General features: G+C 45.9%; 16 protein-coding genes. 8 read left to right on the forward strand and 8 right to left on the reverse strand.

Annotated features, from left to right (window positions below):
- Window positions 1-228: 228 nt before the first annotated feature.
- From QZX97_RS05570 to QZX97_RS05595, 6 genes are all read right to left on the reverse strand, one after another.
- Window positions 229-1,407 carry a molybdopterin molybdotransferase MoeA gene (locus tag QZX97_RS05570; protein ID WP_295652264.1) on the reverse strand — a complete coding sequence of 393 codons (1,179 nt, stop codon included), beginning with the start codon at window positions 1,405-1,407 and terminating at the stop codon, window positions 229-231.
- Between the two features lie 9 nt (window positions 1,408-1,416).
- Window positions 1,417-1,755, reverse strand: coding sequence for an addiction module toxin RelE (locus QZX97_RS05575; protein WP_295652265.1), 339 nt, complete (start codon window positions 1,753-1,755; stop codon window positions 1,417-1,419).
- The gene (locus QZX97_RS05580; RefSeq protein ID WP_295652267.1) at window positions 1,748-1,975 is read right to left on the reverse strand and encodes a hypothetical protein; all 228 of its coding nucleotides are present in this window, start codon (window positions 1,973-1,975) and stop codon (window positions 1,748-1,750) included. The genes QZX97_RS05575 and QZX97_RS05580 overlap by 8 nt, the downstream gene beginning before the upstream one ends.
- A gap of 77 nt (window positions 1,976-2,052) precedes the next feature.
- Complete coding sequence (moaCB, locus tag QZX97_RS05585) at window positions 2,053-3,003, reverse strand: bifunctional molybdenum cofactor biosynthesis protein MoaC/MoaB (protein WP_295652269.1); 951 nt, start codon at window positions 3,001-3,003, stop codon at window positions 2,053-2,055.
- Between the two features lie 5 nt (window positions 3,004-3,008).
- Complete coding sequence (locus QZX97_RS05590) at window positions 3,009-3,830, reverse strand: MOSC N-terminal beta barrel domain-containing protein (protein ID WP_295652271.1); 822 nt, start codon at window positions 3,828-3,830, stop codon at window positions 3,009-3,011.
- Window positions 3,831-4,087: 257 nt separating this feature from the next.
- Window positions 4,088-5,146 carry a HesA/MoeB/ThiF family protein gene (locus QZX97_RS05595; RefSeq protein WP_295652272.1) on the reverse strand — a complete coding sequence of 353 codons (1,059 nt, stop codon included), beginning with the start codon at window positions 5,144-5,146 and terminating at the stop codon, window positions 4,088-4,090.
- 97 nt (window positions 5,147-5,243) lie between these two features.
- On the opposite strand from QZX97_RS05595, the gene cobA reads away from it, so the two are divergent.
- From cobA to QZX97_RS05615, 4 genes are all read left to right on the forward strand, one after another.
- Entirely contained in the window at window positions 5,244-5,978 is a 735-nt protein-coding gene (gene cobA / locus QZX97_RS05600; protein WP_295652274.1) for a uroporphyrinogen-III C-methyltransferase, read from the forward strand.
- A gap of 2 nt (window positions 5,979-5,980) precedes the next feature.
- Window positions 5,981-6,580, forward strand: coding sequence for a GNAT family protein (locus tag QZX97_RS05605; protein ID WP_295652276.1), 600 nt, complete (start codon window positions 5,981-5,983; stop codon window positions 6,578-6,580).
- A gap of 42 nt (window positions 6,581-6,622) precedes the next feature.
- Window positions 6,623-7,363 carry a class I SAM-dependent methyltransferase gene (locus QZX97_RS05610; RefSeq protein WP_295652278.1) on the forward strand — a complete coding sequence of 247 codons (741 nt, stop codon included), beginning with the start codon at window positions 6,623-6,625 and terminating at the stop codon, window positions 7,361-7,363.
- Window positions 7,364-7,461: 98 nt separating this feature from the next.
- Window positions 7,462-8,487 carry an aldo/keto reductase gene (locus QZX97_RS05615; protein ID WP_295652280.1) on the forward strand — a complete coding sequence of 342 codons (1,026 nt, stop codon included), beginning with the start codon at window positions 7,462-7,464 and terminating at the stop codon, window positions 8,485-8,487.
- Between the two features lie 70 nt (window positions 8,488-8,557).
- Here the strand turns inward: QZX97_RS05615 and QZX97_RS05620 are convergent, their stop codons facing one another.
- Window positions 8,558-9,568 carry a GntG family PLP-dependent aldolase gene (locus QZX97_RS05620; RefSeq protein WP_295652282.1) on the reverse strand — a complete coding sequence of 337 codons (1,011 nt, stop codon included), beginning with the start codon at window positions 9,566-9,568 and terminating at the stop codon, window positions 8,558-8,560.
- Between the two features lie 64 nt (window positions 9,569-9,632).
- Between QZX97_RS05620 and QZX97_RS05625 the strand changes: the two genes are divergently transcribed.
- The 4 genes from QZX97_RS05625 (at window position 9,633) to queG (ending at window position 12,373) form a co-directional block, all read left to right on the forward strand.
- Complete coding sequence (locus QZX97_RS05625; RefSeq protein ID WP_295652283.1) at window positions 9,633-9,818, forward strand: hypothetical protein; 186 nt, start codon at window positions 9,633-9,635, stop codon at window positions 9,816-9,818.
- A gap of 304 nt (window positions 9,819-10,122) precedes the next feature.
- On the forward strand, window positions 10,123-10,812 hold the full coding sequence (locus QZX97_RS05630; RefSeq protein WP_295652284.1) for a hypothetical protein: 690 nt from the start codon (window positions 10,123-10,125) through the stop codon (window positions 10,810-10,812).
- 42 nt (window positions 10,813-10,854) lie between these two features.
- Window positions 10,855-11,325 carry a nuclear transport factor 2 family protein gene (locus QZX97_RS05635; protein WP_295652285.1) on the forward strand — a complete coding sequence of 157 codons (471 nt, stop codon included), beginning with the start codon at window positions 10,855-10,857 and terminating at the stop codon, window positions 11,323-11,325.
- Between the two features lie 124 nt (window positions 11,326-11,449).
- Complete coding sequence (gene queG, locus QZX97_RS05640; RefSeq protein WP_295652287.1) at window positions 11,450-12,373, forward strand: tRNA epoxyqueuosine(34) reductase QueG; 924 nt, start codon at window positions 11,450-11,452, stop codon at window positions 12,371-12,373.
- A 6-nt stretch (window positions 12,374-12,379) separates the two neighbouring features.
- Here queG and QZX97_RS05645 read toward each other — a convergent pair whose 3' ends face one another.
- On the reverse strand, window positions 12,380-12,811 hold the full coding sequence (locus tag QZX97_RS05645) for a DUF4279 domain-containing protein (protein WP_295652289.1): 432 nt from the start codon (window positions 12,809-12,811) through the stop codon (window positions 12,380-12,382).
- Window positions 12,812-12,820: the final 9 nt, after the last annotated feature.

The following is a 12,820-nucleotide window of genomic DNA, read 5'->3' on the forward strand; positions in this document are numbered from 1 at the left end:
CATAAAGTAAGACTTTTTACGCTCTTCTTTTTCAATCCTTGTTCCTTGCTCCTTCGTCCTTACTCTAATCCAAGGGGGGAGAAAGTAAGAAATATTATAAAGCAAAATCAGCGGCATCATCCTAATCAAATTAATCTGCGGTCCGATACAATATAAGAAAAATAGTCCATATCTGCAAATTCAAGACAGAAAGTCTTCCCTTCCGGGGGAGACCCGATAGCTATCGGGTTAGAGGGGGCTGAATCCCACCCTATCCCCCACACCCAAATCCCCGACCTCAGCCGGGTGCACCGCCAAAGCATCGGCTACCAAAGCCGATTTAATATCACCCGAACTGTTAAACGCTATCGACAAAATACCCTCGCTCGATAGCCGCGCCGGGAAGAACTCATCCAGATTTACTTTTTTGGCTTTCGCCGATAACAATGGCAATTGCGATAAGGTCGGTTTCGGCAGGCCGAAGCAAGCCATCAAATAAGTTTCGATAAAAAGCTTGAACGTAACATGGCAGCTAAAGGGGTTTCCCGGCAAGGCAAACACCAAACCACCATTGGGCATCTGCCCGCACCAAATGGGTTTACCCGGTCTGATAGCCACCTTATGGAACAGTTTTTTAACTCCTATACCCTCCAAAACTTCGGGCAAATAGTCAGCATCCCCGGCTGATACTCCACCACAAGTGATGACCATATCGCAATCAAGGGCCGCAGTTAAATGCGTTTTCAGCATTTCCTTATCATCAGGTATATGTTTGTAAATGGTGGGTTTTATCAGCCATTTTTTGAGCAGACTTTTTAGCAGGTATTGGTTGCCATTGCGTATCTGGCTTGCCGCAACCGGCCTACCCGGCTCAACCACCTCATCGCCTGTAGTAAACAGAGCTACTTTGGGCAACTTCTCCACCTTCAATTTCATATGACCTAAGGAAGCCAGCAAACTGATGGCCGACGGGTTGCACAGCATCCCTTTTTGCAAAACCACATCACCATGATGCATATCCTCTCCCTTTCGGGCGATGTTTTGAAAAGGTTTTAATGTCCCGATGTTAAACGACACTATTCCATTTACCTCCACCGCGTCCTCACGCCTCACCACCGCACTGGCCGATACTGGCACTGGTGCCCCCGTCATAATTTTATAGCAATTTTCCGCCGAGAGTTCGGCTTCTGCAACCTGTCCCGCATAGATTACCTGCTGAACTTTAAAGCGCCGCACCCCGTCCTCCCAGTCCCATGGATTAATGGCATAACCATCCATGGTAGCCCGGTTAAATGGCGGGTAATCCCTATCTGCAGGCACACTCTCGGCCAACACCCTGCCATCCGCATCTTCCAAAGCAATTTCCTCCCCGCCAAATGATCTGGCATGCGAGGTGATGATTTCTTGAGCTTCGGTGTAGGTTAGCATGGTGCATTATTAAATACCAAGACTTTTTATAATGCTTAAAATCAATTCTTTCCTGACGGTAGCCTCTTCAGACTTGTCAAAAATAGTTATCAAAAAAATATCGGTAGAATCTTTTGTTTCTGTAACAAGATAAGTAACCACTCTAAAGCCACCACTTTTACCTTTCCCCTTGCTTGGGTCTGCAAGCCTTATCTTATAAATATTTGCACCGTAACTTTCGCCAAGATGAGGGTTTTTTATCAGTTGCTGCTCCAAGTCAAACAGACTGCTTTCAAGTGTGGCAAATTTTTTCTTAAGTCTTTTGGCCCTACCTGCAAAAAAGGGGGTGTAAATTACACGGTTAGCCATGTAAAGCTTCGGATAACGACATACCTTTTATCTTGCCGGCCCTGATATCCGCAACATCTTTTAACCCTGCTTCTATTTGTTTTAACAAAGCGGCCTCTTTTTCCCTAGCAGTTTTAGCTTTTCTTTTTTTGATTTGAACTATTTCGCCGCCTAATTCCTTAACAATTGCCGAAAGTTTAACCTTCGCATTATCCGGTATGTTAATCGTTAACGTAGTCATACACAAAAATAATCATTAAAACCCGAAATCAAAACACCTCTCCCATCTTCCTTCTTCCATCTTCCATGCGCGAAGCGCTAATGTCCTTCCCCCAACATCATCTTCCTCGCATGAAAAACCGCCGGCAATATCGCCTCTAACGATTCCCTTGCCCCCGCAGTACTCCCCGGTAAAGTAACAATTAATGTATTGCCTATCGTCCCTGCCAAACTCCTGCTCATCATAGCTACCGGCGTACGTTGCTGACCGTAAACCCGCATCGCTTCGGCTATGCCATCCGCTTTGCGTTCTAATATCTCTTCCACGGCTGCAACCGTATTGTCCCGCGGACCAAGCCCCGTGCCGCCCGTGGTAAATATAAACTGCACATCATCGGCCACCCAGGCTTTTACCTGCTGTTGTATTTGTTCCTTATCATCGGGCAATACCAGGTAATCCACCACATCGGCATTTACCGTTTTCAGCATTTCTGCGATAAGTTTTCCGCTTTTGTCCTCCCGAGTCCCTGCCGCTGTCGAATCGGAACATACCAGCACCGCGCAAACCGGTTGCGAGGCAAAAAACCTTTCCCGGTCGCTTTTACCGCCACGTTTTTCGAGTAGTTTGATATGCCCTATCTCCAGTTGCTTATCCACCGGTTTTAACATATCGTAAATCTCCAAAGCCGCTACGGATACCGCGGTCAATATCTCCATTTCTATTCCCGTACGGCCTATAGATTTGGCATCGCCCATAATTACTATTCCGCATTTAGTAAAAACCGCATCATCAAAATAGTCAGTATGTTTCGCCTTATCCAAAAACTCGAAACTCATATCCATCCCGTCAATCTGTACCGGGTGGCAATGCGGCAACAATTGTGGCGTAAGCTTGGCGCCGATAAAACCTGCCGCGCGGGCAACATCAAACAAATTACCTTTGGGCAGTTCGTCGTTTTTGATGAGACCGATGGTAGCGGGCGAGCAATACAATACGCCGATGGCCTTGGCCGTCCGCAGGGTAATTTGTTTATGGGTAATATCGCGCATAATCTTTAGTCGAACACCGTTTCTTTTGTAGCTAACACTTCTATCGGGTCGCCAACATGCACGGTTCCTTTACCCTTGTGCAGCAGGTTTTGCCCAAAATATATCTTATTGTTTTTAGCCCGGTAAGTGGCTAAGGTACGGGTTGGTTCCTTACTTTGTATAGCCGTATCCTGGTCAATGGTAATGATATTGCAGCGTGCGCACAACTTAACGCCAAAAAAATCAATACCGCTAATGCGGATATGTGCCATGCTATCCTCTAAATGCGCTTCGCTGCCGCTGAAAACGATATTCGGCCTAAACCGGTTCAAGGGCAATTCAACCTCCAACTTGCTATTCAAATACCCCAATGTCGACTCACCCAATATCAAAAATGGATAAGCATCCGAAAATGAAGTAACTTCATCATCCATCCGGTATTTCTCTTCAACAAACCGCTGCGAATCATCCGGCATATACACCAATCGACAGGTGGTGCCGAGTGTTTCGCTAAACCAATCATCGGCTTCGTTGCTCACATATTGCCCGGGGCAGGTATCGTCCCAAATGGTAAACATACCCGTTTTACCGGTCGTCGGGATAAAAGGAATATCAATTCCCTTGTCGTGCTGCTGCAAGTGATACACAGCGATACCAGCTTCAGTAATCGCAGTTTTTATAAGCGCCATCTGGCTGTATTCGCGTTGCGATAAGAAGCGATTGTTGGCATCCACTAACATCCAGCGCCTGTCGTGCTCAAAGCCACGGTCGGTTACCTTAGCACTTACAACCTCAATACCCGCTAACGATTTAATGGGATAAATAAACAATCTGCTCACCTGCAACATGCCCTAAAGGTACAAGCTATTTAAAAATTAAATACCTAATGAAAAAAATTAAAGGTTGAAATTTTTGTTTTTATAGTAATAGATAAATTATTATCTTGCAACCCCTTTTTAGTTTAAAACCTTATTGATTGTTTTGAAATGGCGCAATATGTACTTTTCATTGTAGCAATAGCTGTAGTCGCTTTTGTTATAATATTTTATATCTACCACTTGTCGCAAATCAGGCCCTGAGTTTTTGGCCCTATAATGAAGCCTCACTACGCAGTTAGCAACCTGTAGGCTTTGATGCCGCCCTTCAGGCTAACCGCCTTACTAAACCCTGCTTTTCTCAAATATTGCACTGCCGATGCACTTCGCGTCCCTTGTTCACAATAAATTATCAGCTTATCTTGCTTTGATAATGCGGGTGCCGCAATTGTACTTATCAACCCCAATGGCAAATGCAAGCCGCCAATATTAAACTCGTCCCGCTCCCATTCTTCACGCACATCTATCAATTGGTAAGCGTCCTTATCCAGCTTTAAAAAATCTTCAATGCTGATGTCAACAGCAGCCCGTTCAACTTCAAACCTTGCCTTGCTTCCCTCCCTGCTTTCGGGCTTTGCGCGATAAGTAACACTTCGTGTCGCCGAAGTCAACGCATCGAAAGTCAACAGTTTATTGGCAAGCACCGCAGTCGCACCCACCACTATTTTGACCACCTCATTCGCCATCATCGTACCGATAATCTGGGTCGCCACATTATACGCCCCAACATCGGCGCACGACGGTACATAAGTCTCCGCACCCGGCTCAGCAAATAAACAACGCAGCGTTGCCGAACCCTCATAATTAAAAACTGTGACATGCCCTTCCGTTTGGTATATCGCCCCGTAAACCAGCGGCTTATCCAAATAAACACAAGCATCGTTTATCAAATACCGTACGGCGAAATTATCCGTACCATCAACAATGATATCGTATTGCTCAATTAAGGTTAAAATATTACTTTCATCAACCAACATTTCATGCTGATTGATAATGATATATGGATTGGTATCCCATAAACGACCGGCAGCAACAGCTACCTTAACTTTACCAATATCGTCCATACCAAATAAAATTTGGCGGTGCAGGTTGCTCACCGAAACGGTATCAAAATCAGCAATACCAATAGTCCCAATGCCGCTTGTCGCGAGCGTTAACAGACAAGGGCAGCCCAAGCCTCCGGCCCCTATTACCAATACTTTGGCCTTGCCCAATTTATCCTGGCCTTGAGGGCCTATCAAATCAAGTTTGCTGTGGCTTTGATAGTATTTTTCCTTTTCGTTTGTCATACACCGTTACAAACCTATATAAAACGACTACTATTTTTACCTTTTTAGTGTAAATTAAGTTTTTGATTTAGCACATTTGGCTTACAATACAACGTACATGAACAACCCTCCTGTTATACCCCAACTTTGCGTAATGGGCGCCGGCCCCGGCGACCCTGAACTCATCACCATGAAAGGGTATAAAATTTTGCAAAAAGCCAACGCGATACTTTATGATAACCTCGCCAACAAAGAACTGTTGGATATAGCGCCCGATAACTGCGAAAAGATATATGTAGGCAAACAACCTTACGGCGAGTACACTTCGCAAGAGGATATTCTCGCCCTTATCAAAGAAAAAGCCTTTAGTAAAGGCCTCGTGGTACGCCTCAAGGGCGGCGACCCTTTCATCTTTGGCCGCGGTTATGAGGAAATGCTTTTCGCCCGCGAGCAGGGCATCGAAAGTTTCTTTATCCCCGGCATTACGAGCATGCAGGCCAGCGGTTTCGAAAATATCCCCCTCACCCATCGTGCAGTAAGCGAGAGCGTTTGGATGGTTACCGGAACAAAAAAAGATGGCCGCCTTTCGGCTGATCTTAAACTCGCCATGCAAAGTAATGCCACGGTAGTCATCTATATGGGTATGAAAAAACTGGAAGAGATCGTCGCTACTTATATCGAAGCCGGCAACGGCGATACACCTGCCGCTATCATCCAGCATGCTTCACTGCCACATCAAAAATCAGTCCGAGGTTTGGTGAAAGATCTGCCCCGTCTGGTAGCCGAACATCATTTAACCCACCCCGCCATCATCATCATCGGCTGGGTTGCCGACGAAAACCTAAGTTATTGACCATGCCCCTAAACTTCGACCAAACCATCGATTATATTTTAGAAGATGAGCGCGTTCTACTGCGCCCATTGCAACAAAACGATCTCGACAATCTGCTGCCCTTTGCCCTCAACGAACCCGACCTGTGGAAATTCTCCATGCGCAGCGGCGCCGGCAAGGAAGGCATGGAACAATATATAGCCCAGGCCCTTGCTGCAAAGCAAACCGGCACAGAGTACCCTTTTATTGTGCTCGATAAGCTCACCAACACCTATGCGGGTTGTACACGATTCTACGACATCCAACCTGCCCACCTGAACCTGCAATTAGGCTACACCTGGTACGGTAAAGCATTCCAGGGCACCGGCTTAAACAAGCACTGTAAGTTTCTGTTGTTGCAGTTCGTTTTCGAAAAACTGGGTGCAAACCGGCTTGAGTTCAGGGCCGATAACAATAACGTCCGCAGTATAGCCGCCATGAAAAGCATTGGCTGCTCGGTAGAAGGCGTTTTAAGGCAACTCTCCCTAAAAGCCGATGGTACCTGGCGCGATTCCATTATCCTTAGTATTTTAAAGGACGAATGGTTTAACGGCGCAAAACAAAGCCTGAAAGCTAAGTTGTAAATCAGCTTTCCATTTCATTATCTTTAGCTAAAACTAACCATAATGAAAAAACCAGCTGCAACAGGCAAAACCAAACCGAATTATGGCATCGATGCCCCTGGTGTCATCCGCAACCTGTTTTTGGCAGGACTTGCCCTGCTAGCCATAGTCATATTCTTTCCGCACGTAAAGATTGCCAATGTAGACGTCGACACTACTGGCCTCGTTTGGTCGGGTGGCGGTTGCTGCTTTGGTGGTTTTCTCATGCTGGCTTACTCGCTCTACGGCAAATACAAACACCGCGACCGCATGCTCAACATGGTATCATGGACAGGCAACGAACAGGTATTGGACATCGGCACCGGCAAAGGCCTCTTGATGATCGGCGCCGCAAAAAGGCTAACCACCGGCAAAGCCACCGGCATTGATATCTGGAACGCTGAAGACCTTTCGGGAAATAATGTGGAAAGCGCCCTGCAAAACGCCGCCATCGAAGGTGTTGCCGATAAGGTAGAAATCCTGAACGAAAACGTAATGGACATGAGCTTCGCCGATAACTTTTTTGATGTCATCGTTACCAATATGGTTATCCACAACATCTACAACAAACCAGGCCGCAAAAAAGCCTGTGAAGAAATTGTCCGTGTACTAAAGCCCGGCGGCACAGCCCTCGTTGCCGATTTCAGGCATATGCGCGAGTACGAAAACAATTTTAAAGAAATAGAAGGCGTTAAAACCAAGCTGCTCCCGGCAAATTACCTCACTACTTTCCCGGCGGTAAGCATACTCATCGTTACCAAATAATGATATTTGTCATGTCCTGAACATTTCTCTTTAAATACTTGCTTTGCCTCAACAAAAGCATGTAATTTCGGATTATCAAATCAATAAAATCTACCGACATGAAATACAATTATTTTGGCAACACCGGCGTAGTCGTGTCCGAACTATGCTTTGGCACCATGACCTTTGGCGGCACCGGCGGCATCTGGGGCAACATTGGCAAAACCCAGCAGGACGAAGTAAACCAATTGATAAAAGTGGTGGTCGATTCGGGCATCAACTTTATCGATACGGCAAATGTTTATTCCTACGGCGAGTCCGAAAAACTGTTGGGGCAATCCATCAAAACCCTGGGACTTAACCGGTACGACCTGGTGATAGCCAGCAAGGTACGTGGCCGCATGGGTGAGGGCAAAAACAATGTCGGCCTTTCGCGCTATCATATTTTCCAATCTGTCGACGAAAGCCTGCAGCGTTTACAGCTAAGCCACCTCGATATTTTGTACGTACACGGTGTCGACCCGAAAACACCAATTGAAGAAACCATGCGCGCCTTGAACGATATTGTACTAACCGGCAAGGTACGCTACATAGCCGTTTGCAACTGGCCCGCATGGATGGTAATGAAAGCACAAGGCATTGCCGCGCTGAATGGCTGGAACAGGTTTGAAGGCATGCAATATTACTACTCGTTGGCTGGCCGCGATATTGAACGCGAAGTATTACCTATGGCTGTCGACCAGAAATTAGCCGTTATGCCCTGGAGCCCGCTGGCAGGTGGTTTCCTATCGGGGAAATTTACCCGCGACTCGCAAGCATCGGGCAACAACCGCCGCGACACCTTCGATTTTCCGCCGGTAAACAAAGAAAAGGCCTATGATATCATCGATGTTTTGATTGAGGTCAGCAAAACACATAATGTATCGGTAGCGCAGATCGCATTAGCTTGGATACGGCATCAGCAACCCATCACCAGCACCATCATAGGCGCCAAAAATGCAGATCAGTTGCACGATAATATCAAATCAACAGAGATTGCCCTGTCTGCCGATGAACTGGCAAAAATTGAAGAAATAAGCGCACTGCCAAAAGAATACCCCGGCTGGATGGTCGAAAGGCAAGGTGCCGACAGGGAATTAAAGTAATTTTAGTTGCCGGTTACGGGTTGTAAGTTATGTGTTTTTAACACGTAACCATTAACTAACAACTCGCACCTTATATTTCCTTCAAACTCTTCACCGCATACGCTATTTGCTCAGGCGTTACATCCAGGTGCAGTACAAAGCGTATGCGGTTACGGGCTGTTGGTATCGCCCTGATGCCTTTTTCTTCCAGCTTTTTTGCCACAATATCCGCCGGTTCAACGGTATCAAACAGCACAATATTAGTTTCTGCGGGTACCACGCCGCTCACCCAGGGTAGTTTGGCCAGTTCGCTTGCCAACAAAGCCGCATTGGCATGGTCAATTTTCAAACGCTCCACATGGTTGTCCAACGCGTAAATACAGGCCGCCGCTAAAAAACCGGCCTGGCGCATACCACCTCCAAAAACTTTGCGCACACGCCTCGCATATTTTATGGTAGTCGTGTCGGCCAAAAAAACGGAGCCTACCGGTGCACCTAAACCTTTCGATAAACAAACCGATATCCCGTCAAAATATTGTCCGTAGTCTATGGCTTTATCGCCGGTGTAGGCGAGGGCGTTAAAAATACGCGCGCCGTCGAGGTGCAGTTTCAAATTATGTTCTTTACACAGTTTGGCTATGGGTGCGATCTGCTCCAATGTATAGCAACTGCCCCCACCCTTGTTCACGGTATTCTCCAACACCACCAAACTGGTATGCGGAAAGTGCACATTCTCCGAGTTGATTTCCGGTGCTATCATTTCGGCAGTAATAATGCCCCTTTCGCCGTTCAGTAATCGTGTCGATACCCCCGAGTTAAACGCAATACCACCACCTTCGTAACGGTAAACATGCGCGGTTTGGTCGGCTATAAGTTCATCGAGTGGGTTGGTAAAGCATTTAATGGCTATCTGGTTGCTCATCGTTCCCGATGGGCAAAACAGGCCGGCTTCCATACCAAACATGCCGGCCAGTTTACTTTCCAGCTCATTAATGGCCGGGTCTTCGCCAAAAACATCATCGCCAACTTCGGCGTCCATCATGGCCTGCAGCATACCGGGTGTAGGCTTGGTAACAGTATCGCTCCGCAAATCAACAATCATAGTATTTCTATTTTTTTTATATTTAAACCGTAAAGTTAACAACCTAAACCAAAAACTGCCTGTTATGCACCCTGTTAAAGAAATTATTACATTAGGACAGCTTGAACTACATTTTTTACTCGATGGCGATGATACCGAAAACCGGATGGTGATGTTCGAAATGATCATCCAGCCTGGCGCTAAAGTGCCCGTTCCGCATTACCATGTCGAGGTCGACGAAGCGCTTTATGGCCTCGAAGGAAACCTTTGATCCATCGTCAACGGACAGCATTTAACAACAGGCCCCGGAGAAAAGTTATTCATACCGCGTGGTCAGGTACATTACCACGAAAACTTAAGTGATAATCCCACAAAAACACTTTGCATTTTAACGCCCGCTTCCATAGGACTTGCCAACTTCAGGGAAATAAAAGCGCAAATGAAACCCGGCACCCCGCCCGACCCGGCCATCCTATCCGAAATTATGCAGCGTCATGGTTTAGTACCCGCGGTTCCCAAATGACACAATAAATTGCTGTTTTTAATGTTAATTGAACATATTTGCTCATCGTAACATGAAGACTATATTTCTTTCCCTATTCGTACTGCTGTTTGCCATTAATGCGAACGCTCAATTCCCCGGCAGCAAATTTTTACCTGCTTACTATTATGATATCAACGGACAAAAAGTGGAAGGCCTCATCCGCAGCGGCACCGGCAAAGACCCTGTAAAAGGTGAAGGATTCATCACCTATAAAGAAGATGAAAAAGCCGAAAAACAAAACCTTAGTGCCAGCATGATACATGGTTTTGTAATTGGCACCGATAGTTTTACTGTTGCCCACGCCCCAAAAGAAGGCCCCTGGAGCCGTAACGAACTCGATTTTGTATTGGTAATGGTTAACTCGCCCTTAAAGCTGTACGCGGTTAACGCCGATGGCGGCGGTGGTGGCGGCGGCCTTCGTCCGGGTATATCCACCGGTTTTGGTATAGGTGGTGGCATGGGCGGTTTTGGCGGACTCGGTTTATCTCTGGGTACAGGCGCTTTGCGCGGAGGAGGTGGAGGTGGCATTACCTATTACTATGGCTCGGATACAAGCGCCATGACCGAGTTGACCAAGAAAAACTTTATCGACATCATGAGCGAGGTAATGGCCGACCAGCCCGATGCCGTCGTCAAAATAAAAAGCAAAGAATACAAGATCGGCGATATGGAAAAACTGGTGGCATACTATAACAGTTTACGCACCGATCAAGCCAAATAATCTGTATATTGGTATTGTAATTCAAACCCTTACAATACCAATATGAAAACCTGCATCACCCTTTTTTTAACGCTTTTCAGTTTCGTTGCATCGGCGCAAAGCATTCAACAAGTAACAGAAAGTCATTTCGCTGCACTTAACAAACATGATGTTAATCTGCTTGCCGCCGATTACGCGCCCGGTGCCCAATTCTATTCCGTAAGTTGGGAAGGCTTAAAAGTTGGCCCTGCCGAAGTTAAAACAGCCTATTCGCGCTATTGGAAAACCTCGCCCGACCTGGTGTACAAAATCACCAAAACCATTTATGGCGATAACTCGGTAACCATCGAATACGAAAGCACCGGCACCATGACCAACCTCGAAGGTGGTTCACAGGCCTACATGCAGGGCAAAAAATACACCCTCAAAAACATTACCCTCATCCAAATAAAAAACGGCAAGATCATTTACGACAGCACCTACTTCGACCAGGTATCTTTTCTGCGCCAGATGGATTTCTTCAATCAAAAATGAGTTTTAAATATGCAAATGTGCATATTAGTAAATGTGCAAATGGTAAGATAATTTCCAGATACACCCTCATCTGCACATACGCACATTTACTCATTTGCACATTATAAGCCTATCTTTGCGATAAATGCCACCAAACGCCGCGAAATATACCCAACTGATAAAAACCAAAGCAAAAGAGCTGGGTTTTATGTCATGTGGTATCGCGAAGGCCGGTTTTTTGGAAGAAGAGGCACCTCGTCTTGAAGCCTGGCTAAAAAATGGGTTCCATGGCGAGATGGCTTATATGGAAAACCATTTCGATAAGCGCCTCGACCCGCGTTTATTGGTCGATGGGGCAAAGTCGGTCATCAGCCTGAGCCTGAATTATTACACCGATGAAGAACAACTGGATGAAACCGCCCCCAAAATATCAAAATACGCCTATGGCGACGATTATCATCAGGTAATAAAAGCCAAACTGAAACTACTGTTGGATTGGATGAACCAACACATCGGCGAAGTAAACGGTCGCGCCTTTGTCGATTCGGCACCGGTATTAGATAAAGCCTGGGCCAAAAAAGCGGGCTTGGGCTGGATAGGCAAAAACACCAACCTCATCAGCAAAACCACCGGTTCGTTTTTCTTTTTAGCTGAGCTGATTGTCGATATTGAGTTGGATTACGACATTGCACCCACCGCCGATCATTGCGGCACCTGCACCAAATGTATCGATGCCTGTCCTACCGAAGCCATTGTTGGCCCTTATGTGGTGGATGGCAGCAAATGTATCTCCTACCTTACTATCGAACTGAAAAATGAGATACCAGCCGCCTTTAAAGGCAAAATGGACAACTGGATGTTTGGTTGCGATATTTGCCAGGACGTTTGCCCATGGAACCGCTTCTCGGTGTTGAACAACGAACCCGCCTTCCAGCCCCACCCCGACCTCCTCGGCATGACCAAACAAGACTGGCAGGAAATAACAGAAGATGTGTTCAAAAAGGTCTTCAAAAACTCAGCAGTAAAACGTACAAAGTTTGAAGGGTTAAAAAGGAATATAAGTTTTTAAACTCAATTATTCGGGGTGAGTAACGTTATCCCACAAACAGTAAATGTCAATATTCAACTCAGCCCCAATCTCAGCGAAGATTCTTAATTGAGAATTATTTAAACAAAATCCAGGATTACAACCATAATGCATGTATTGAACTATAGAAAATTCGATTTCGCACGTTTTTGAAAGTTCTTGTATGACATCTCTTTTGGGAATAATAATGTCATCTATAAATTTTGTTATATGGTCGCCAATGAAATCATTTGATTTTATAACACATTCGTATAGCCACACATTACTCGACCAAATTCGTTTATCAGCCGGTCTTTCAGACTTGGGCAAGCATTTTCTTGCCGTACCTGTCGGAGTCAGAGCAAGTTGATCTGATATTTCTTCAAAACCACATTCGAATCCGAATAACTTAAGCCCAATATAATTTTCGTTAACCTTCAATGGCATTAC

Origin of the sequence: uncultured Mucilaginibacter sp., from assembly GCF_903893715.1 — a bacterium.
Taxonomy (GTDB): domain Bacteria; phylum Bacteroidota; class Bacteroidia; order Sphingobacteriales; family Sphingobacteriaceae; genus Mucilaginibacter.

Bases quoted from the DNA above. Each gene is read 5' to 3' on its own strand.
- QZX97_RS05615 (WP_295652280.1), top strand. From the start codon at position 7,462: ATGAAATACAATTATTTTGGCAACACCGGCGTAGTCGTGTCCGAACTA.
- QZX97_RS05605 (WP_295652276.1), top strand. From the start codon at position 5,981: ATGCCCCTAAACTTCGACCAAACCATCGATTATATTTTAGAAGATGAG.
- QZX97_RS05570 (WP_295652264.1), bottom strand. From the start codon at position 1,407: ATGCTAACCTACACCGAAGCTCAAGAAATCATCACCTCGCATGCCAGA.
- queG (WP_295652287.1), top strand. From the start codon at position 11,450: ATGCCACCAAACGCCGCGAAATATACCCAACTGATAAAAACCAAAGCA.
- QZX97_RS05595 (WP_295652272.1), bottom strand. From the start codon at position 5,146: ATGACAAACGAAAAGGAAAAATACTATCAAAGCCACAGCAAACTTGAT.
- QZX97_RS05630 (WP_295652284.1), top strand. From the start codon at position 10,123: ATGAAGACTATATTTCTTTCCCTATTCGTACTGCTGTTTGCCATTAAT.
- QZX97_RS05620 (WP_295652282.1), bottom strand. From the start codon at position 9,568: ATGATTGTTGATTTGCGGAGCGATACTGTTACCAAGCCTACACCCGGT.
- QZX97_RS05610 (WP_295652278.1), top strand. From the start codon at position 6,623: ATGAAAAAACCAGCTGCAACAGGCAAAACCAAACCGAATTATGGCATC.
- QZX97_RS05625 (WP_295652283.1), top strand. From the start codon at position 9,633: ATGCACCCTGTTAAAGAAATTATTACATTAGGACAGCTTGAACTACAT.
- QZX97_RS05575 (WP_295652265.1), bottom strand. From the start codon at position 1,755: ATGGCTAACCGTGTAATTTACACCCCCTTTTTTGCAGGTAGGGCCAAA.
- moaCB (WP_295652269.1), bottom strand. From the start codon at position 3,003: ATGCGCGATATTACCCATAAACAAATTACCCTGCGGACGGCCAAGGCC.
- cobA (WP_295652274.1), top strand. From the start codon at position 5,244: ATGAACAACCCTCCTGTTATACCCCAACTTTGCGTAATGGGCGCCGGC.
- QZX97_RS05580 (WP_295652267.1), bottom strand. From the start codon at position 1,975: ATGACTACGTTAACGATTAACATACCGGATAATGCGAAGGTTAAACTT.
- QZX97_RS05635 (WP_295652285.1), top strand. From the start codon at position 10,855: ATGAAAACCTGCATCACCCTTTTTTTAACGCTTTTCAGTTTCGTTGCA.
- QZX97_RS05590 (WP_295652271.1), bottom strand. From the start codon at position 3,830: ATGTTGCAGGTGAGCAGATTGTTTATTTATCCCATTAAATCGTTAGCG.